Below are 16,942 nucleotides of genomic sequence, written 5' to 3' on the forward strand. Positions count from 1 at the left end.
AAAATTCGATTATTTGTGAGCATACGGCGAGCTAAATAAAAATCAGTAATAGTTTATTTAGAATTAATAAAAGGTCTAAAACTGATAGACCTTAATATAGCAATTTATAGTAACCATATGATATAGAGACTAAAGATAAACATTCCAATAGTTATTAAAGTATAAAAACTATGAAACACAGTGCTAAAACCTGGTAAAGGTACTTTTTGTGTGTAATCAGTACCAATCTGCCAGCCTGCTAACAGTGAATTTGCCATTAATATAATGAGTGTAATGGTTGAGTAAACTTTAAACCAAACTGGGCTATGAATAGCTGTCCAAGCCGTGTAATCATACGTTTGAATAGATAAAAATAATCCTAAATAAACTAATGTGTATAGTGTAATTATTATTGTGCTGAAGCGCTGAAATATCCATTCCCGTGTGCCATTTCTTTTCATTGTTAGCTCCACAACCAATATCCAATGAATACACTTAGTATTATTCCGAAACCAATAGCTACTTGGGAAATTGCACGTCCGCCTTCTAAACTTTCAAAATAACCGAATTCTTGTATGATATGTTTGAGGCTTCCCAAAATGTAATAACCTAATGCAGTGAGGAAACCCCAGATAAAAAATTGAGCGACAAATCTTTCTGTTAGTAGTGTTTTTACTTCATCGAAGCCTTCAGGTGATTTTAAGGAAAAATATAAAGCTGGTAATAATAAAGCCATTCCTACCCAGATAACAACAGCACTTATCCTATGAAGAATTGAAGCAACGCCCATTACTGGCAATGCCATGGTGCTTAAATCTAAGTTCTTTGGTCGATTTTTTGTCATGTATATTTTCCTGATTATAAGTAATTAATTTTATTTGTATTATACATATATTAAAAATAATGCAAATGGTTATCATTTAGGTTGATATTTATAGAGTGTTAAGTTTAATTCGCGAAAAATAATATTTTTAGAAATTAATACTTTAATAATTGATAAAACTAGGGAAAACGATGTTAAATAAAAAAGTACGTTTTACTGCAATTGCCAGTGCTATTTTAGGAATTACAACTCAAGGGGCTGCTGCATATGAACTCGCTACAAGTCCAGAAGATGACTCATTAGAAACAATCGCTGTATACGGTAAAAAAGCCAATCGAAAACTTAAAGATACGGCATCTTCAGTTTCTGTGATCACAGAAAAGTTTTAAAAAGTTTACAGCATATTAGTATCAGTAGCACAGTTGCTGATATTCCAAACATCGTTGTTTTATCTAGTGCTGTACCTGTTCATTAAATTCGATTATGAAACCTTGTTTTGCTTTTTCGAATTTGTGGGTGGCTTTTATAATAAGTTGATCAATTTCATCAATAGGAGTTTGCGCTATAATTTGGGATTTTGGCACAGCCCATTTTTCAATTGCTGGTTTGAACATTGTAAGCGAACCAGCATAAAAGCCTATAAATAAAAAATAGCCCAGCAATAATAACAGTCCAAGCATACACTTTTTGATAAGTTCTTACTACATCAGCTCGGATTTTCATAGGGTCAACCTTAAAGTTAAAAATAATGTGTATGCAATGAGATTTGCGCCACCAATGAGGCTGAATTTTTTCATCTTGTGATAAACGCGCCATATTACTGCCCCTTTGACTTTAAAAGTGATAAAGCAGGAACCGAAATCAAAAAAAGCATCATTGACATAAGCCAAATGAAACAGCCAATGACCACATAATTAATGATAATATAAAGCATAAATAGCTAAAAATTTTGTACTGAGATACAGTAATCATGATTCTGGCTTGTTATTTGGTAGTTTTATTATTATGCAAGTCATTGCGATGATAGCACTCAAGGCAAAACCCGATAACAAAAATGGGTCTATAAATATGTTGTCATTAAATTGGAAGTTTCCAGATGATATTTTTTCCAACCCATGAAATGCTGGTTTGAAGCAACAACTGCAGCAAAAAATCCAAATATAGTAGCTATATACTTTACCAGCCAATGAGATGCAAAAGGCAAGAGTAATATGACACCTAATATACCGATAACAGTTCTTTGCACCCGACAATAAGGGCAAATATAAACGCTGCCAATTAATTCCATAGTCCAAGCAATTATGCAAATCACAATTGCCAAAAATCCTATCCAGTGGCGTTTTTCTATAATAGTTTTGATTTCAAAGTTTTTCATGAAATTTAGTTTTTCCAATGACTTACAACGTAATGATATAACAAATTAAGTAAAAGCTATAACTTATTTCTTTTAGTTATATGGGTATTTTTTTCTCATACTCAATGCAAGCCTTATTTGTTGTTAATTTACCTGAAAGGAAAATGGCGGGAGAATTATCTCAAGGTATGTTATTTGATATCGGTTATGAAGATAAAATTAATCCCTGTTTAGCTATGGCTGAAAATAAATGCCCAACGGCAGTAGGGCAGGCTAGTTTAACCGATGTAATTATTTTTATCTTGCTTGTTTAAGTTATAATAGCGCTAATATTTATTTAGATAGTCAGGAATACAATGAAGATCCAAGAAATCGCACTTTCAAATTCACAAAAGAAAAAGATTCAACGTGATGTTACTAGCGAAGAAGTATTACAAATAGATGATAACGGCGATATTATCATTCATGTTGCCGCTTATGAAAAATATAAAGAAACAATTAAAGGCCGCGATGTTACACCAATAGAAGTTGCTGTGGGCGAAGGCGTATTAGATTTTAATGTTGATTACTTTGTCTTAAGCTAGTTATCTTGGCATGATCTATTTGTGATACAAATAAAACCTTTACCTTGAAACTTATTTCACCTGTCAAACAGCAGTAAAAGTAACTAAATTTTCTCCAATTAAAGCGCTTAACAGCAATTTTTTGCATCACTTTAGTGAGTTCTGCTCGGTTAAAGCGCTCATATCATAAATTCACAGTACGCATATAAAAATCATAACAAAATTGACTTACCAATTTAATTGGACTATATTTAGACCACTGGTTTTAATATAGTCTAAGGTGAGGCTTTTGTTTATTAGCAAAAGTTAGGCTCCAGTACAAAAGTAATTGGAATTATTCCAAGGACACTAACTATAAGAGGCACTCAGGTAAAATTAATATCTGAGTAAAACTAAAGTTAAACTTTAATCTGGACAATTAAAGTAAAACTAAGGTGAGTGAGAAATATGATCATTAAACCAATAAGCTACATGAAAGCTAATGCCGCGAATCTAAGCGAGGAAATAGGTTTTGAACCTATGTATGTCACACAAAATGGTGTGGACTCTTTGGTTGTGCAAACATCTGAAGCGTACAAGTCTCAATTGGAGAAAATGGCTTTCATGGAGTTATTAATAAAATCTGAACAAGAAATCAAACAAGGCGAAGTGGCTGACCTGGATGATTTTTTATCTGAAATTTAAATAGCGGAATATATGCCTATAAAATTTAAAGTTACTAAAACAGCACAGAAACACACAAGATTAGCTATTGAGTGGCTAAAAAAAACATCTGATAAAAGCACTGCAAGAGATGTCATTAAGGGGCGTTTTGATGATTTTAAGGATCAACTAAAAACCCTTCCTGAATGCGGACAAAAATGCCAGCATTTTGATGATGAGCGCTATAGAGAGCTTTTTATAGGCCAATATCGATTCGTATATAAAATCGAGCCAAAGCAAAGTGATTACCTAATAACAATAATAATTTTTTGCCATACTCGTATGAATTTTCAAACAATACTTGCTCAAGTTGATGAGTATACAAAGTAGATTATAAGCTCGCTAAATGTGCGAGCTTTATTACACGTGCAAAACACCCCAGATTGATGCGGTTATCCGCATCAAAATAACTAAGTCTGCTCGGTTTTGCCGAGCAAAATATAAGTTCTCAAATTCTGCATGCAGAATTTTGTTTTTTCCGCGTTTGGATATCCCCATACTTATAAGTATAAAGTAGGCCTTATCAAAACTGGTTAAGCTTTTTTTTCAATCTGAATTTCAAGGTTAAATATTTGTGTATAGTATATGTTTCTAATAAATAAACAGGACATTATTATGAAATCACCTTTTTACAAAATTGAAGTTGGTCTTAGCGGTGTAGATGATGCAACAACATGTTTTAATCAGACACATGACGCTTTTGCATCTGCTAAGTCAATAATCAAAGTTATATGGAAAGGTATTCTCGTAGATGCGGAAGTAGGTTCAAGAAGATATATAATTGTGCATGGTAAAAACGGTTCTATTCAGTGGTCATGCACATCAAATAGCAATCCAGATATAAATGATTTTGAATTACCAGAGCCATTTATAACTGAGCAAAATAACTAAGTCTGCTCGGTTTTACCGAGCAAAACAAAACATAAAGCGCTTCACTGCGCTTTTTTTGTATCACTTTAGCAAGTATTACGCGGTAATTGTTTATTAATTATTGCAAACACCAAAAAGTAAAATAATTTTACTTTTTCTATTGATTTGGTCAAATAGTTTTACTATAATTGTTTTGAAGTTAAGGCAAAGGGACTTAACAAACAAAAAGGAAAAATATGGAAAAAGAAGAACTTGAAAAACTAAAATTGAAACTAGAGATACTTAAACTCGTAATTCAAATACCTCTAGTTACAATAGCGCTGACAGTAGGCATAGACAAGCTACTTAGCATTTAAAAGCAAGGGGGTTGCAGCCCCCTTATTTCAAAGGATAACACAATGACGACAGACAGCAAATATAGCAAAATGATATTAGGTGGCACAATTGTAGTCACTATATTACTAGTAACAGTGTACTTTGCTTTTTTCAGGTGATTATAAATATGACAGCTTCACAACAAGCGAAAAAAGCGGGATTATCTGGACTAAAAGAAGTTGAGGATAAAACAGGAGTATCAAAGCAAACCTTGATCAACTGGCATAAAAATAAACCGCAGTTATTTAAAGTTGTGATTGATGGTTGTGTCGTTAAAAATGCCAGTGAGCAATAAAACTTAATTGGCACAGTAAAAATATTTATGCTTTTACTGTGTCAAAATAACTAAGTCTGCTCGGTTTTGCCGAGCAAAATATAAAATTTTTAAAACCCCCACCATTGAATGCAAGATTGTAAATGTGTCTTTGATAGACGGACTTTTTCCGTCTATCACACAAAAAGAAATCTTGTAATATATATCAAAGTCTTTGATAAAATGAGAAAAAAAGAGTATTTTATCAAAATTAAAAATCATGATAGACGGAAAAAGTCTGTGTTTAAACACGGAATAAATCCGCCTATTAAGCTGTTATTCACACAGGCCAATCATGCGACTTTTTCTAATTTCTATACTCCTTTTTCTATCTCCATATATACAGGCTTGCGGAGATGAACATAAAATCGAGCATACTCCATTCGCCAATATCAATGGGAATTCAGCTAACTTAGCTAATTATGAAATATTTGCGCCGAAAAAAGCCGGTGAATATTTTCTAACAACTATCTATCTTCATAAAAAAGACGAGTTATATACTAGCTTGGACTTTCAGCCTGCATTTAGGTACCCTTATCATCAACAGGCGTTTATTGATGTAAGTGCAAAGCTGGTTGATGAATATGAAATATATTTCAACTATTCTACAACAAAAGATGGTGGTTTAGTTATGTGTGGAGGTAATGTTGTTAAGACTTCAATCAAACAACTATTAAGTAAGGAAAAGGCAAAAGAGGTAATTCCACCTCCGCCTGTTGCACCTCCCATTAACAAGTAAAGTGTGTATAACACATATGAGCCTTAACTCTGTCAATAGGCAATAGTGTTCTTTTTGACCGTTTTTTGCAGTGACGGTCAAATGTAAATCAATAAACAAACCCGTTTACTTCGTATGTCGATGCGGCTGTTAAGCAAGTAGCTTACGGCAAACACATATAGAGGCTCTCTTATTGCGATCTCATCGCTGCCTGCTTTAGTTCATATCCTTATAACATAGCAAGGGGCACTACGACTAAATGGATTTAGGAGGTAGAATGAAGCAGGATGCCAGAATCGAGACATTCATCGGTTTACCTGATCAAGGCACTATTCAAGCATGTTGGTTGCATCAATGTGCACCAGTTAGTTTCAGGCTCAAGTCAGGTGTAAGCGACTTTGCTTATTGTATTAATGCACGCGTACTGAGTGTCTAATCAAGCCAAGAGGCTTAGGTATTTAGGCATATAATCAGGCTAAAGCTTAATGGCTATTAACTCACCCAATTGATTGATGCTCAACCTTATATCCAGTTAGACGTTCAGCTCACTCAGTACCGTGACTAACGCTTTAAAAATCGGGTTTCATCGAATACAGTCTCTTTTTTAAGCATATAATAAACGCAACGACCGAGCTTATGCGCCAGCGCTGAAAGTGCTTTTGCTTTGCTCATTCTTTTTTGTAATTTTTCAAGGTATTGAGTGGCATTATGGTTATGGCGTAATAACAATACAGCCGCTTCAGAGAAAGCCCATTTTAAATGCGCATTACCAATTTTATTGCCCTGTGTGCCATAGGTTTTGCCTGCTGATTCAGCTTTACATTTTACGAGTCTGCAATAAGAAGCAAACTTTTGAACACTCGGGAAGCGATTAATATCACCAATCTCGTAAATAATTGTCAGCGCGAGAATACGACCGATGCCATTAATGGTTTGCAAGATATTTAGATGAACGGGGTTATGTTGCTTGGCCATCTGTTCAATATAATGCTCTAAAGGCTTGAGCTCTTTTTGAAAGCAGTCAAGTATGCCCATATCGAGATTAATAGAGCGTTGTACAACTGGGTCGGGAAAGTAATAGCGCATTTTTTCTCTATCACATACATTTTTTAAATTGACATTGTGGGCAGGTAGATTGTACTGACTTGCAGTGTTTGCGACATGGGCTTTCAAATCAGCACCATGACGAACGATTTTGGTTCTGCGACGTAATAAGTCGCGCGTAGCACGCATCTCTTTTTCATAGACATAAGCAAGGGGAAAATTACCGCCACGGATCAGTTTAGCGATTTTATATGAATCTATTTTATCGTTTTTAGCTTTACCACCATGAATGGCTTTCATATAAAGGGCATGACCGAGAATAAAATCGATATCATGCGCTTTACAAAAATCAGCGACCCAATACCAGCAATGCATACATTCAACACCCACCACAATGTTACCAATGTAGGGCTGTAACAACTTAAGCAAGGCGGAGGGGTCATCTTTAATTTTCTTGTGAACAAGAATAAGTCCTGTATTATCAATGATACAGACGTAGAGTAACCTGGCATGTAAATCGATACCACAATAGTATGGATGCATGTTATTGTAAAAGTTCATTGAGCTTTCTCCTTTTTGTTTGGTCACTAAAGTATTACGTATAAACGCGATACTTTGGAGGAGGCTCAATGATTATCAAGTTACTCAAAAGGACGCAAAACGCTTGGCTTGCGCTCCTTCGTCGCTAATTTTAGCCAAGCATTTATGCGCCCATTAGTAAAGCTACATGGACTCCCCGTTGTCAAGCAATAACACTTTTTGATAACAAGAAGATCTGACAGCAGCTCTACATTCGGCGTTTTTTAGCTTTGTTACGCTATCGCCCTGATGATTTGCGCTTGAGCAATGCCTCATTCGTTAAACAGAATCTTCTTTTATAAAGAATTATTCTTCCCGACTAAACAGGCTTTCTTGCTCTCGGTCTGACCGTGTTATCGTCAATTGCTAATGCACAGACTCGGTGAGTTAAACTCTTTTTTATTTAACTTTGTTACTTTAAAACTTATTTTACATAATCAATTTGATATTCTTTTTCTGAATGTAACAGTGCCCAAATTAAGCGGGCATTCTTTGCAGCTAATGCAACCGTTGCACGTTTAAAACCGCGTCGTTCAATGAGGTCTTTGACCCACAGACTCGTTCGGTCTGTTTTATTTTTGCAGTTTGCGATTACTGCTCGAGCACCATGTATCAGGCAAGTGCGAATATGTTTTTCACCTCGTTTACTGATACGGCCTAATCGCGCAACCCCACCAGTTGAATATTGCCTTGGTACTAAACCAATCCATGCAGCAAAAGAACGACTGGTATCAAAATGTTTAGCATCATTTACTGTGGCGACTACGGCTGTTGCAGTGACCTCGCCAATACCTGGAATACTCATAAGCCTTTTGGCGTCTTTCATTTGGTTGGCGAGTTTGTACAGTTTTCTATCGTATTTGAGTATTTCTGCATTTAAAGATTTAATACTTTGCCATAAATCATTGAGCAATTCACGCGCAAGAAAAGGTAGGTTATTTTCAGCATCTTCAAGAATACCGTTAATGGCATTTTGTGCAGGGTATCGACCTTTTGGCATGATGATACCGAACTCAGCGAGTAAACCGCGTAATCGGTTTATACGTGCGGTTCTGTCTTTAATTGCACCTTGTCTGATGCGGTGTAAACACAGCACGGCTTGTTGTTCTTCGCTTTTAATACTGACAAAACGTGTTTTTGGTCTTGTAGCTGCTTCGCAAATAGCTTCAGCATCATTGGCGTCATTCTTTTCATTTTGGCGATAGGGAATAACAAATTTAGACGCCATAATACGCACATCATGACCGAGTTTGATAAATTCCCTTGCCCAATAGTGGGCACCGGAGCAAGCTTCCATTGCAATAATACAGGGTGGAAGTTGTGTTATTTCCTCTAATAGCTTGTTTCTTTTGATAGTTTTTCTTAATTTACACTTGTCATGCTTATCAACACCGTGGATACTAAAAACTAATTTGGCTAAATCAATGCCAACAACTTTAATTAAAGACATATGGGCTCTCCATTTTTTGACTGTTTACACTTTCAATATGGCACAAATGCCAATTGGATGGGGAGTCCATATCATTCGTTAAATGCCCTAGGAGGTTTTGGTGAATTTAAAATGGATTTTTGTAACGTCAGCATTTTTTGTTTCTCAAGTAAATGCAATTGATGTGATTGCTTTATATAAAGAAGATCAAGAAGTCCGTACTCATCTACGGTCGCTTCCTAAAAATGAAGTTAGAAAATATATAACTGAGGTTATGCTCCCAGGAGATAAAGCTCGACTTTCTCAGGTCGAAAACTTACTAAATGGCACTGATAGTTTATCCTCTGAAGAATACTTTGCAGCGGCTATGATAATGCAGCATGGCTCAGAACCAAAGCATTACAAAATGGCAATGGAGCTTTCAAAAAAATCAGCTTCGCTTGATCCAAATAATAAAAACGCTAATTGGTTATCTTGTGCTGCTGAGGATAGATATCTTCTAAAAGTTGGTAAACCTCAAGTATGGGGAACTCAATTAGATAGAAAAATGAATGCTGAAGGAACACATGAAATTTACTATTTAGAAAATTTCAATAAAAATGCTCGTCCTGATGAACAAAGAAAATTGTGTGGCATCCCAACTCTGGCTGAAATTCAATCCAGACTTGAGGTAATGGCAAAATTAACTGATAGAAATAAACAATACAGTTTATGGAAAACGGGCACTTAACAAGCTGTTAAATCAGGGCAAATAACAGTTGGCTTTTTGCTCCTGCGTCGCTTATTTTAGCCAACAATTATTTGCCCATTAACGAGGGCGTTAGTTTGTCATGGAGGTCAATTGAAAACTTTAAAAATTCTCTTGGGAGCAGGACTTATTATATTTGGTATTCTTGAATTGAAAGTTTCTCCAGATAATCTTTTAATAGCGGTTTCTTCAATAGTTTTTGGTGCAATTTCGCTATTAACTTCAGTGAATTTCAAATCCAATAAAAAAGGTGGCGACTGGACCAGTAGTTCACATATCAACTGGAGTAACTCGGATAGCGGTGATAGCAGTGGCGGCGGTGAATAAACAAACTAACAAATCACTGTAAGGCCGAAATGTGGTAAAAGTGAACCGTACAAAATACCCCAGACTGATGCGGCTATCTGCATCAAAATAACTAAGTCAGCTCGGTTTAACCGAGCAAAACATAAACTCATCTATTTATTGCCAATATTTTTGAACTTAATATAAATGTTAAATAAATGTATTTAAATTGCTCATATTTTCATGTTAACTTATAAGGCATGTAAATAAAGGGAATTATAGTTTTATGAAAAAGCTTATTTTAGGTTGTATCTTTTTGGCACCAGTATTTTCTTCAGCTGCAGGATTTGATGAAATAATCCAAACTTGTAGCTCATTGAATACTTTTAATAATATGTATACAACTTGTCTTAATAATGGATTTTCTTATCCTCGCATTGATGTTCAATATTCATCATCGAATAATGGAGTTGTAGAGTTCTCAATTAAACAGGCTAAAATGGGGGGATCTGTTGTAGATCACCATGTTACATCAGCAATCAGAGTGAAAAGCACTGAAATATCTATAAGTCCTGCAATTCAAAATGCAATTGATGGATTAACGAGTGCTGCTAATAGTGGAGAAATAAAAACAAAGCCTAAAGGAGCTACTGGTTTCGTAAGTAGTCTTGTTCGCGATATTTTCGTTGGTGCATCAGGTAGCTTAACCGCTGACTGGTCTAAAAACGTATTATCCAATAAAGCCAGTGCTTCCAATGCTGATAGCCCTTTAATTATTATAACAGATGAGGCTAGCAGACCTCTAGGAAGTGGTTACATTAATGACGGAAAACTAATGACAAATGTTCGTTTAACGACAGATAAAAATGGTAATCACTCATGGACTGGAACTACTTCTTTTGGAGAGGGGGTTAAAATAGTAAATAATTGGGGTGGTTTTAAAGGGGGTGGCACTACATGTAAAGTTACCTACACAGGAACTGAAGATGAAATGGTAACTAACGTTATTTGCTATAGAGACTGATTCAAATAAAAGTTTTCAGTAAATCATTTTGTCATGTTAGAGTGTGTATCCTTAACCAAACTATGTTAATTAAGATTAACACATGCATAGATTCATCAGTTGAATAAAAATACCCCAAAGTGATGCAAAACCCTCTATGTTTTGATTCACGTTCCTAAAAGTGCGGCTCTGTAGGCCGAATTCTTTGGTTTTAGATAAAGTAATTTAGAGGCTAAAACCGTGCAAAACATATATGTTTTGATTCATTCCTGAAAATGGCGTAAATAAAAGCCTTATATATCAATTATAGCTGTTCACAATATCAGGAAATTAATGAACCACTTTGTAGGTGGTTGGATCAAAGTGATGCATTACTTAGTAATTTTTTAAATGACAATTAAAATAATAATATAATTTCATTAGAGATAAAATTAATATCACGACAGACCGCTTTGTAGGAATAGCAATCGTTAACGAGACAAATGCCAACGGCAGCTATTCGCTCATAACTGCCTGTAGGTGAAAATGAACCTATTCATCAAGACTGTAAGATCAGATATGAGTTACTACATATTAATTTGTTACATATTAATTTAACTTGGTACATGCCAAAAGAATCGCTGTTTTTCTTTACTTAGCGCACCAAGCTTTTTATAAAATGAAATGGCAGGAAAATTACTTTTTGGTGTTTGCCATTCAACTTTACTAATTTTTTGTTTTTTAGCAAAAATTTTAACTTGTTGCATTAAATCCTTTCCAAGCCCATAACCTCTTATTTTATCGACTAAATATAAGCAATCTAAGTATAAATACCAATCCATATCCCATGTTGAAAACTGTTTAACAACAGACATATAGCCCAATATTTCATTGCCAGATTCAACTAAAAAAAGTGTAATCGGTAGCGAATTAAGATCAATTAAACTGTCATGTTTTATGGTGAGTTTTAATGGCTGTCCTTCAAATTCAGCATGTGCTTCCATTAACTTTATTATAGATTTATTGTCCTGCTTGCTAGCTAACCTGATCTGATACTTCATATGTATTACTCACTTATATCTAATTAAGGTTAATTGGATAGCATGTTTACCACATCACATTTTATAGCTTGATGTGGTTTATTAATTTAAAAATATTAGCTAACTTTGAACCTCTGTGTTCCGACGTTTTACAGGGTAGCGCTCAAAGTCTTCCCAGTAATGAATTCCACCTATCATTTCCTTTACAGCAAAGCCTAATTTGGAAATTTTTAATGCAGCTTTTGTTGCACCATTACAACCAGGGCCCCAGCAGTAAACTACAAATAAAGTATCTTTAGGATATCTTTCAAATGATTTTTCATTGATTTGGCTATGAGGAATATTTAAAGCAGTGATAGCGTGGCTTTTATCAAATGCTTGCTCTGAGCGGACATCTAACAAAAGATAATTGTTAGTCTTGTCTTTTATATCGGCATATACATCTGAGCAATCAGTTTCATTTGCGAGTTTGTTTGAAAAAAACTCACCAGCTTGTTGCTTAGATGCCACGGGGTAACTAAATGCATTACTTTGAAAAGTCATAATTTTTTCCTATTTAAATATGCAGTCAATCTTTTTGGATGAAACTAATTTAACGTGATTTGAGAGGTAGTAAAATTCACGATTTCTGAAGACTATATTCAACTTATATGAACAGTAGTGTGATTTGTTGATATTAAATGAATGATGAGGGGAATGATTTTCTCCCCTTAATTTATATAACTCATATGCAATCTATGAGTTGACTACTTGATTGGTTAAAATATCGCCTTGATTAAATTGAGAAATGTTTATCAAAGTGGTTTGTACAATTTCTTGCATTGCTTGTTCTGTAAAAAACCCTTGATGACCTGTGATCAACACATTAGGAAAAGTGAGTAAACGTTGGAATATATCATCATCAATTATTTTATCGCTCATGTCTTTAAAAAATAGATTGGACTCTTGTTCGTAAACACCTAGTGCGAGATTACTGATTTTTTGTTCTTTTTCACCTAAGCTACTTTGTTCTGTAACAGTTGATAGCTGTTCAGAAGAGCTGGAAACGCCGATAATAGCTCCTGAAATTTGACCCACTGTAACATTAAGTTTTTTGACCATATTTCCTAGCGCGTTAAACAATTGTGCTATTTCATCATTTGAACTTAGTTAAATTTTTTAGTTAAATCATCTTGATCAGACATAACTGAATGTTTAATATTTTGTGGTTTTTAGAAATAATCAGTCGAATCACAACCAGGGTATTATAAATAAAATTATCTGGTTAAGTTATAAATTGGTTTGCGGTAATATTTATTACTGGTTAATGTAATGTCGTTCGACATTAATTATTTCTTAAAATTCACTTTTTAATAAGGAAATTTATATGGCAACCGCTAGCTGGGAAAATGACCCGAGTTCTAATATATGGAACAATGATCTGAATTAGGAACCTAATGAGGTACCACAAACTTGTGCTATTTTTAAATCTTCGGCAATAACTGACATCAACTTTATATCTCAAAGCGAAGCCAAGGTTAATTCGATTGAGTTTTTAGAAGATGCATCTTCATTTACATTTAATTTCTCAACTTCAAAAAGTGCAGCATTAACAATTTCAGGCTCAGGCGTTAAGAATAATTCAATAAAAAATCAAAATTTTATTGTTGCCTGTGAAACTACTGGATATGAAGCACCTCAACTTATGTTTTTAAATTCAGCATCTGCTGGTGACAAAGGCGTTGTTTATATTGCAGGTCCTTAAAGTAAACATGTTAAAGGAGGTGGTGTTATTCGTTTTTGTGATACTTCAGTTGCAGGAACCGCACAATTTTTTGCCTGGACTGGTGCTGGTAAGCCTACAGAACCTAGTACTGTTGGCGGTGAAATAAGTTTTGGTGATAATTCATCAGCTGATAATGCATCAATTGAATTAAACGGAAATGGCACACTTAATATTGGCGATCATGTTAATGATCTCACTATTCACTCTTTAGAAGTTAATAAAGGAATTATAAGCACTCAACTTGGAAATGATGTAATCGCATTAAAGATAAATGGTGATTTTAAATTAAATTCTAAGATCACTTCATTTTCATTTTGGAAAAAAGACGCTGGCGGCTTTGAGTTTAATAAGACATACACAATTTTAAAATCTACAACACTAAATTCTCTAAATGAAAAACAATTTAGTGGTAATGCGATTTGTGGTGTTGAACCTAGTTTCAATATTTTAAATAATACATTGCAAGTGACATTTTATAATTAAAAGTTGTAATAAATGGCACTTATGAGTGCCTTTTTTTATTAAAAATGATTGTTAAATTGTCATAAAACATCTGTATCTTGGAATAAAAGTTTCCATTATGAAAGGATAGGTTAAGATGAAAATGAATCAGTTATTATCTCAATTAACCCCTGAACAAGCGCGTAAACATGTCGTTATAAAAAATAAAGATAAAAGTAATGCTTCGGGTGAAATATCTTTATCTCTAAATCTCGGGGATAGTGTGGTACCACTTGATGTTTTAGAGCCAGGTACAACTGTTCTAAAAGTTAAAAAAGATCAAGTATATAATGTAATAGAAGACTTAAAAGGTGCGATAAACCGAGGTGCTTTTGATGATGCATTTGCAGTTGTGATTAAAAAATATGAAAGTTATTTGATGGGGTAGTTTATTAAAAGACTCTATGCTTTAAAATATTAAGAGACTTATTGGTGTTAATATATGTGGAAGATAGGTCATCCTAGATACTTAAGGATGACCGACTATATTAAAGGGTAATTGAAACCGCGCAATGATCGCTTAGCATCTCATCTTCTTTCATATTTTCAAAATTATGAATAACAGCCTTCTTATCTGCGTAATTAGCTTTAGAACCACCAATGATAATATGATCTATAGGTGCAGGGTATCTTGGGTGACAACCAATCATATTTTTTGTGCTCAGGTGCAATGTTGAACTTTGGTTATTTGTATTATTGCTTAACACTTCAAAAAGTTTGTTTTGTCCAGTTGCTAACCTGTGGTTAAAATCTCCTAACATGATAAAAGGTGTATTCGCTGACTCTCGTTGCTCAAGCCAAGAATCTAAAATAGGCGCTTGTTTCTCTAATACCTGACACGCTCTTTTATCGCTGTTTGAAAAATCATCAACAAAACAGCCACTTTTTAGGTGGACGTTTAAAATTTCTGTATTACCCAGAGTGGTATTAACAGTAATAGCTAAACCATTTCTAAGACCTGGCATATCTAAATTAAATTGATTGTTATGTGTTATATCAACGATATCAATTGATTTATGCACTGCGAAGGCGACTTTTTGTTGCGTTGATTTATAGTTACTTTCTCTGCAATCGTAAATTGGACTATCTTCACGTTCTGACATAATGATTTGCCAGTTATTTTCAGGAAATACAGCTTTTAATGCTTCCTTTGAAGCGACTTCTTGTAATGCGACAATATTTGCATCTAGACTATTGGCGTAGCTGCGAAGTTTTTCGATATCTTGTTGGCTTCTTGGCTTACAGCCTGTGTTACTTGGAAAAGCTAAGTGCTCAATATTCCATGTTGCAACTGTCAGAGGTGCATGATGCGCAAGATCAGAAGCTGATTCAGCATGCTCATGTTGAGGATGTGCATGTTGAGGATGTGCATGTTGAGGATGTGCATGTTGAGGATGTTCACATCCTGATAGCGCAGACATAAATGCTGGAATAGCAAAGGCTTTTAATACTTTATTCATAAGGTTGCTCATTGTGATCAATTACTACAGCATTGTGTGCATGTAGACTTTCTTGATGCTCTACTTTAAACCAATACCCACTAAAATTACTATTACTTTCAAGAGATTGTTTCAATCTTCTTGCAGCATCTTCACAAAACATTAGATTTTCAGCGTTTAATTTAGCAAATGCTTGTTCATCTTCTCTTTTCACTGCTGTTTGCACAGGCGTGCCAATCACTTTTTCAAAATCAAGTATAAGCTGATTTAAATCTGGTAATTGCTCGTTTTTCAATGCTAATTTTAAATAAGCATATGAACGTTGGCTATGAGCTGTTGCTGCTGTATTTTTTTCTGAAATAATCCATTCAAGCAACGCATCTTTATCTATTGATTGGGAGGTGAAATTTTCTGACAATTTATCGCTTAAAGCTTGTCTAGATAATGCTGATGAACACGGACAAGTACTAGAATAAGGAATGGTCAAGGATAATTGGGTTTGCATTTGACCTTGAACATACGCTCGTGAAATAGCAATTGGATAGCTTTGATAACCAAATTCGTTACTCAATAAAGCAGGTTTTTGGATGGTTAATTCAAATGAAAGATTAATTTTTGCAGATTCACTAAGACCTTCTTGTGATTGAATAATTTCATGAAGTAAACGTGATAGTGTTTCACCTGTTAAGTGATGTGACGTGAGTTTATCTTTTAACTTTAAATACAACCTAGACATATGAATGCCTTTCGCTTCAGGTTTATCTAAACTTACAAAAATATCTGCTTTAGCAGTAACAGGCGAGGTTGAATCTAAATGCGGTACGGATATTGGAAGTGCGATTGCCTCCATACCAACCCATCGAAGAGGTAGTTGTGTTAGCGCCCGTTGGCCAGAAGTAACGTCAGGTAAATTTATATTCATGTATTTTTTGTCCAATTTCTCTTTACTGAGAAGGCGTTGTTCGCCTTTTTATATATGTATTAAAAATGTTAGTTTGCTATTTGATTACACTGCTGGTGCCTGAACCTATAATTTTTAACATGTGTGAAAGCCACAATACAAGAGCCTGCAACTGTTAAAACTATTTCAGTGAATGAGCCAAAAAACTGGATCTTGGTGATCACAGCCGAGACTAATATAAATAAACCGAAACAACCTAATAAGAAAATCGATATTTTTTTATGGTTAAAAATGCCAATAGACAATGCAACTAAACTAAAAGCGACAACACCGTAAAGTAACTGTTGGTGAAATACCTCATTATTAGCTGATAATACGCTTGAGATTGAGGGAACAAGCACGATGAGTATTGGTATTAACAAACAATGGGCAATACACAACATTGATAGTCCTATTGCTGTATTGTCACTTATGCGTTGTATTTTCATGATGTCTTCCAGTTTTTCTTAATTGTTATAATATAACATACTGA

General features: G+C 34.6%; 26 protein-coding genes. 13 read left to right on the forward strand and 13 right to left on the reverse strand.

Annotated features, from left to right (window positions below):
* Window positions 1-104 precede the first annotated feature (104 nt).
* Together sdhD and sdhC are read right to left on the reverse strand one after the other, a co-directional pair.
* A complete protein-coding gene (gene sdhD / locus PSA_RS22575; protein WP_052380099.1) occupies window positions 105-440 on the reverse strand; it encodes a succinate dehydrogenase, hydrophobic membrane anchor protein in 336 nt (111 codons plus the stop codon).
* Between the two features lie 2 nt (window positions 441-442).
* On the reverse strand, window positions 443-823 hold the full coding sequence (sdhC, locus tag PSA_RS22580) for a succinate dehydrogenase, cytochrome b556 subunit (protein ID WP_042148307.1): 381 nt from the start codon (window positions 821-823) through the stop codon (window positions 443-445).
* 170 nt (window positions 824-993) lie between these two features.
* Between sdhC and PSA_RS22585 the strand changes: the two genes are divergently transcribed.
* Window positions 994-1,191, forward strand: a complete 198-nt coding sequence (locus PSA_RS22585) for a hypothetical protein (RefSeq protein ID WP_042148305.1) — start codon at window positions 994-996, stop codon at window positions 1,189-1,191.
* 63 nt (window positions 1,192-1,254) lie between these two features.
* Here the strand turns inward: PSA_RS22585 and PSA_RS25605 are convergent, their stop codons facing one another.
* Together PSA_RS25605 and PSA_RS22595 are read right to left on the reverse strand one after the other, a co-directional pair.
* A complete protein-coding gene (locus PSA_RS25605; RefSeq protein WP_157575821.1) occupies window positions 1,255-1,416 on the reverse strand; it encodes a hypothetical protein in 162 nt (53 codons plus the stop codon).
* Window positions 1,417-1,862: 446 nt separating this feature from the next.
* Window positions 1,863-2,177, reverse strand: coding sequence for a disulfide bond formation protein B (locus PSA_RS22595; protein ID WP_231665492.1), 315 nt, complete (start codon window positions 2,175-2,177; stop codon window positions 1,863-1,865).
* Window positions 2,178-2,257: 80 nt separating this feature from the next.
* Between PSA_RS22595 and PSA_RS22600 the strand changes: the two genes are divergently transcribed.
* The 8 genes from PSA_RS22600 to PSA_RS25615 all read left to right on the forward strand — a co-directional run bounded on the left by PSA_RS22600 (window position 2,258) and on the right by PSA_RS25615 (window position 6,133).
* Complete coding sequence (locus tag PSA_RS22600) at window positions 2,258-2,470, forward strand: hypothetical protein (protein WP_231665494.1); 213 nt, start codon at window positions 2,258-2,260, stop codon at window positions 2,468-2,470.
* Window positions 2,471-2,512: 42 nt separating this feature from the next.
* Window positions 2,513-2,740, forward strand: coding sequence for a hypothetical protein (locus tag PSA_RS22605; protein ID WP_042148300.1), 228 nt, complete (start codon window positions 2,513-2,515; stop codon window positions 2,738-2,740).
* 426 nt (window positions 2,741-3,166) lie between these two features.
* The gene (locus PSA_RS22610; RefSeq protein ID WP_042148296.1) at window positions 3,167-3,403 is read left to right on the forward strand and encodes a type II toxin-antitoxin system Phd/YefM family antitoxin; all 237 of its coding nucleotides are present in this window, start codon (window positions 3,167-3,169) and stop codon (window positions 3,401-3,403) included.
* 12 nt (window positions 3,404-3,415) lie between these two features.
* Window positions 3,416-3,751 carry a type II toxin-antitoxin system RelE/ParE family toxin gene (locus tag PSA_RS22615; RefSeq protein ID WP_042148294.1) on the forward strand — a complete coding sequence of 112 codons (336 nt, stop codon included), beginning with the start codon at window positions 3,416-3,418 and terminating at the stop codon, window positions 3,749-3,751.
* A 285-nt stretch (window positions 3,752-4,036) separates the two neighbouring features.
* Complete coding sequence (locus PSA_RS22620) at window positions 4,037-4,312, forward strand: hypothetical protein (protein WP_042148291.1); 276 nt, start codon at window positions 4,037-4,039, stop codon at window positions 4,310-4,312.
* A gap of 481 nt (window positions 4,313-4,793) precedes the next feature.
* A complete protein-coding gene (locus PSA_RS25610; RefSeq protein WP_157575822.1) occupies window positions 4,794-4,961 on the forward strand; it encodes a hypothetical protein in 168 nt (55 codons plus the stop codon).
* Window positions 4,962-5,274: 313 nt separating this feature from the next.
* Window positions 5,275-5,718 carry a hypothetical protein gene (locus PSA_RS22625; protein WP_042148287.1) on the forward strand — a complete coding sequence of 148 codons (444 nt, stop codon included), beginning with the start codon at window positions 5,275-5,277 and terminating at the stop codon, window positions 5,716-5,718.
* A gap of 256 nt (window positions 5,719-5,974) precedes the next feature.
* Window positions 5,975-6,133, forward strand: coding sequence for a hypothetical protein (locus tag PSA_RS25615; protein ID WP_157575823.1), 159 nt, complete (start codon window positions 5,975-5,977; stop codon window positions 6,131-6,133).
* A 125-nt stretch (window positions 6,134-6,258) separates the two neighbouring features.
* Here the strand turns inward: PSA_RS25615 and PSA_RS22630 are convergent, their stop codons facing one another.
* Both PSA_RS22630 and PSA_RS22635 read right to left on the reverse strand, forming a co-directional pair.
* Window positions 6,259-7,302, reverse strand: coding sequence for an IS110 family transposase (locus tag PSA_RS22630; RefSeq protein ID WP_059365048.1), 1,044 nt, complete (start codon window positions 7,300-7,302; stop codon window positions 6,259-6,261).
* 442 nt (window positions 7,303-7,744) lie between these two features.
* Window positions 7,745-8,770 (reverse strand): IS110 family transposase, encoded by a 1,026-nt coding sequence (locus PSA_RS22635; RefSeq protein WP_059364957.1) that lies wholly within the window; start codon window positions 8,768-8,770, stop codon window positions 7,745-7,747.
* A gap of 100 nt (window positions 8,771-8,870) precedes the next feature.
* Between PSA_RS22635 and PSA_RS22640 the strand changes: the two genes are divergently transcribed.
* The 3 genes from PSA_RS22640 to PSA_RS22650 all read left to right on the forward strand — a co-directional run bounded on the left by PSA_RS22640 (window position 8,871) and on the right by PSA_RS22650 (window position 10,806).
* A complete protein-coding gene (locus PSA_RS22640) occupies window positions 8,871-9,479 on the forward strand; it encodes a hypothetical protein (protein WP_042152924.1) in 609 nt (202 codons plus the stop codon).
* Window positions 9,480-9,590: 111 nt separating this feature from the next.
* Entirely contained in the window at window positions 9,591-9,824 is a 234-nt protein-coding gene (locus PSA_RS22645) for a hypothetical protein (protein WP_042152928.1), read from the forward strand.
* A gap of 244 nt (window positions 9,825-10,068) precedes the next feature.
* Window positions 10,069-10,806, forward strand: coding sequence for a hypothetical protein (locus PSA_RS22650; RefSeq protein ID WP_042152930.1), 738 nt, complete (start codon window positions 10,069-10,071; stop codon window positions 10,804-10,806).
* A gap of 572 nt (window positions 10,807-11,378) precedes the next feature.
* Here the strand turns inward: PSA_RS22650 and PSA_RS22655 are convergent.
* The 4 genes from PSA_RS22655 to PSA_RS22670 form a co-directional block, all read right to left on the reverse strand.
* A complete protein-coding gene (locus PSA_RS22655) occupies window positions 11,379-11,825 on the reverse strand; it encodes a GNAT family N-acetyltransferase (protein WP_042152933.1) in 447 nt (148 codons plus the stop codon).
* Window positions 11,826-11,924: 99 nt separating this feature from the next.
* Window positions 11,925-12,347, reverse strand: a complete 423-nt coding sequence (locus tag PSA_RS22660) for a rhodanese-like domain-containing protein (protein WP_042152936.1) — start codon at window positions 12,345-12,347, stop codon at window positions 11,925-11,927.
* A gap of 192 nt (window positions 12,348-12,539) precedes the next feature.
* Complete coding sequence (locus PSA_RS22665; protein ID WP_042152939.1) at window positions 12,540-12,905, reverse strand: hypothetical protein; 366 nt, start codon at window positions 12,903-12,905, stop codon at window positions 12,540-12,542.
* 639 nt (window positions 12,906-13,544) lie between these two features.
* Entirely contained in the window at window positions 13,545-13,733 is a 189-nt protein-coding gene (locus PSA_RS22670; RefSeq protein ID WP_042152942.1) for a hypothetical protein, read from the reverse strand.
* A 434-nt stretch (window positions 13,734-14,167) separates the two neighbouring features.
* Here PSA_RS22670 and PSA_RS22680 point away from each other — a divergent pair, with 434 nt between their 5' ends.
* Window positions 14,168-14,458 carry a hypothetical protein gene (locus tag PSA_RS22680; protein ID WP_042152949.1) on the forward strand — a complete coding sequence of 97 codons (291 nt, stop codon included), beginning with the start codon at window positions 14,168-14,170 and terminating at the stop codon, window positions 14,456-14,458.
* A gap of 100 nt (window positions 14,459-14,558) precedes the next feature.
* Here PSA_RS22680 and PSA_RS22685 read toward each other — a convergent pair whose 3' ends face one another.
* The 3 genes from PSA_RS22685 to PSA_RS24945 form a co-directional block, all read right to left on the reverse strand.
* On the reverse strand, window positions 14,559-15,530 hold the full coding sequence (locus PSA_RS22685; protein WP_052380269.1) for an endonuclease/exonuclease/phosphatase family protein: 972 nt from the start codon (window positions 15,528-15,530) through the stop codon (window positions 14,559-14,561).
* Window positions 15,523-16,431, reverse strand: coding sequence for a GTP cyclohydrolase FolE2 (folE2, locus tag PSA_RS22690; protein ID WP_042152952.1), 909 nt, complete (start codon window positions 16,429-16,431; stop codon window positions 15,523-15,525). Before folE2 ends, PSA_RS22685 begins: the two co-directional genes overlap by 8 nt.
* A gap of 68 nt (window positions 16,432-16,499) precedes the next feature.
* The gene (locus PSA_RS24945; protein ID WP_082305875.1) at window positions 16,500-16,898 is read right to left on the reverse strand and encodes a MerC domain-containing protein; all 399 of its coding nucleotides are present in this window, start codon (window positions 16,896-16,898) and stop codon (window positions 16,500-16,502) included.
* Window positions 16,899-16,942: the final 44 nt, after the last annotated feature.

It is taken from the genome of Pseudoalteromonas sp. '520P1 No. 423' (genome assembly GCF_001269985.1).
Lineage (GTDB): Bacteria > Pseudomonadota > Gammaproteobacteria > Enterobacterales > Alteromonadaceae > Pseudoalteromonas.

Bases quoted from the DNA above. Each gene is read 5' to 3' on its own strand.
- PSA_RS22650 (WP_042152930.1), top strand. From the start codon at position 10,069: ATGAAAAAGCTTATTTTAGGTTGTATCTTTTTGGCACCAGTATTTTCT.
- PSA_RS22660 (WP_042152936.1), bottom strand. From the start codon at position 12,347: ATGACTTTTCAAAGTAATGCATTTAGTTACCCCGTGGCATCTAAGCAA.
- PSA_RS22655 (WP_042152933.1), bottom strand. From the start codon at position 11,825: ATGAAGTATCAGATCAGGTTAGCTAGCAAGCAGGACAATAAATCTATA.
- PSA_RS22630 (WP_059365048.1), bottom strand. From the start codon at position 7,302: ATGAACTTTTACAATAACATGCATCCATACTATTGTGGTATCGATTTA.
- PSA_RS22685 (WP_052380269.1), bottom strand. From the start codon at position 15,530: ATGAATAAAGTATTAAAAGCCTTTGCTATTCCAGCATTTATGTCTGCG.
- PSA_RS22625 (WP_042148287.1), top strand. From the start codon at position 5,275: ATGCGACTTTTTCTAATTTCTATACTCCTTTTTCTATCTCCATATATA.
- PSA_RS22665 (WP_042152939.1), bottom strand. From the start codon at position 12,905: ATGGTCAAAAAACTTAATGTTACAGTGGGTCAAATTTCAGGAGCTATT.
- PSA_RS22610 (WP_042148296.1), top strand. From the start codon at position 3,167: ATGATCATTAAACCAATAAGCTACATGAAAGCTAATGCCGCGAATCTA.
- PSA_RS25615 (WP_157575823.1), top strand. From the start codon at position 5,975: ATGAAGCAGGATGCCAGAATCGAGACATTCATCGGTTTACCTGATCAA.
- PSA_RS22635 (WP_059364957.1), bottom strand. From the start codon at position 8,770: ATGTCTTTAATTAAAGTTGTTGGCATTGATTTAGCCAAATTAGTTTTT.
- PSA_RS22615 (WP_042148294.1), top strand. From the start codon at position 3,416: ATGCCTATAAAATTTAAAGTTACTAAAACAGCACAGAAACACACAAGA.
- sdhC (WP_042148307.1), bottom strand. From the start codon at position 823: ATGACAAAAAATCGACCAAAGAACTTAGATTTAAGCACCATGGCATTG.
- PSA_RS22600 (WP_231665494.1), top strand. From the start codon at position 2,258: ATGGGTATTTTTTTCTCATACTCAATGCAAGCCTTATTTGTTGTTAAT.
- PSA_RS22605 (WP_042148300.1), top strand. From the start codon at position 2,513: ATGAAGATCCAAGAAATCGCACTTTCAAATTCACAAAAGAAAAAGATT.
- PSA_RS22585 (WP_042148305.1), top strand. From the start codon at position 994: ATGTTAAATAAAAAAGTACGTTTTACTGCAATTGCCAGTGCTATTTTA.
- PSA_RS22680 (WP_042152949.1), top strand. From the start codon at position 14,168: ATGAAAATGAATCAGTTATTATCTCAATTAACCCCTGAACAAGCGCGT.
- PSA_RS24945 (WP_082305875.1), bottom strand. From the start codon at position 16,898: ATGAAAATACAACGCATAAGTGACAATACAGCAATAGGACTATCAATG.
- PSA_RS25605 (WP_157575821.1), bottom strand. From the start codon at position 1,416: ATGTTCAAACCAGCAATTGAAAAATGGGCTGTGCCAAAATCCCAAATT.
- PSA_RS22620 (WP_042148291.1), top strand. From the start codon at position 4,037: ATGAAATCACCTTTTTACAAAATTGAAGTTGGTCTTAGCGGTGTAGAT.
- sdhD (WP_052380099.1), bottom strand. From the start codon at position 440: ATGAAAAGAAATGGCACACGGGAATGGATATTTCAGCGCTTCAGCACA.
- folE2 (WP_042152952.1), bottom strand. From the start codon at position 16,431: ATGAATATAAATTTACCTGACGTTACTTCTGGCCAACGGGCGCTAACA.
- PSA_RS25610 (WP_157575822.1), top strand. From the start codon at position 4,794: ATGACAGCTTCACAACAAGCGAAAAAAGCGGGATTATCTGGACTAAAA.
- PSA_RS22595 (WP_231665492.1), bottom strand. From the start codon at position 2,177: ATGAAAAACTTTGAAATCAAAACTATTATAGAAAAACGCCACTGGATA.